The organism is Aeromonas sp. Prich7-2 (genome assembly GCF_017939255.1).
Classification (GTDB): domain Bacteria; phylum Pseudomonadota; class Gammaproteobacteria; order Enterobacterales; family Aeromonadaceae; genus Aeromonas; species Aeromonas caviae.
Genome location: NZ_JAGKRI010000231.1, coordinates 1 through 470 on the forward strand (window position 1 = coordinate 1; position 470 = coordinate 470).

1 rRNA gene is annotated in these 470 nt (G+C 55.3%); it reads left to right on the forward strand.

The window, feature by feature from the left end:
* Positions 1–10 precede the first annotated feature (10 nt).
* Positions 11–470: ribosomal RNA gene (locus J9892_RS21350) — 16S ribosomal RNA — on the forward strand; the annotation flags it as partial.

Below are 470 nucleotides of genomic sequence, written 5' to 3' on the forward strand. Positions count from 1 at the left end.
AACCAAACTTAAATTGAAGAGTTTGATCATGGCTCAGATTGAACGCTGGCGGCAGGCCTAACACATGCAAGTCGAGCGGCAGCGGGAAAGTAGCTTGCTACTTTTGCCGGCGAGCGGCGGACGGGTGAGTAATGCCTGGGAAATTGCCCAGTCGAGGGGGATAACAGTTGGAAACGACTGCTAATACCGCATACGCCCTACGGGGGAAAGCAGGGGACCTTCGGGCCTTGCGCGATTGGATATGCCCAGGTGGGATTAGCTAGTTGGTGAGGTAATGGCTCACCAAGGCGACGATCCCTAGCTGGTCTGAGAGGATGATCAGCCACACTGGAACTGAGACACGGTCCAGACTCCTACGGGAGGCAGCAGTGGGGAATATTGCACAATGGGGGAAACCCTGATGCAGCCATGCCGCGTGTGTGAAGAAGGCCTTCGGGTTGTAAAGCACTTTCAGCGAGGAGGAAAGGTCA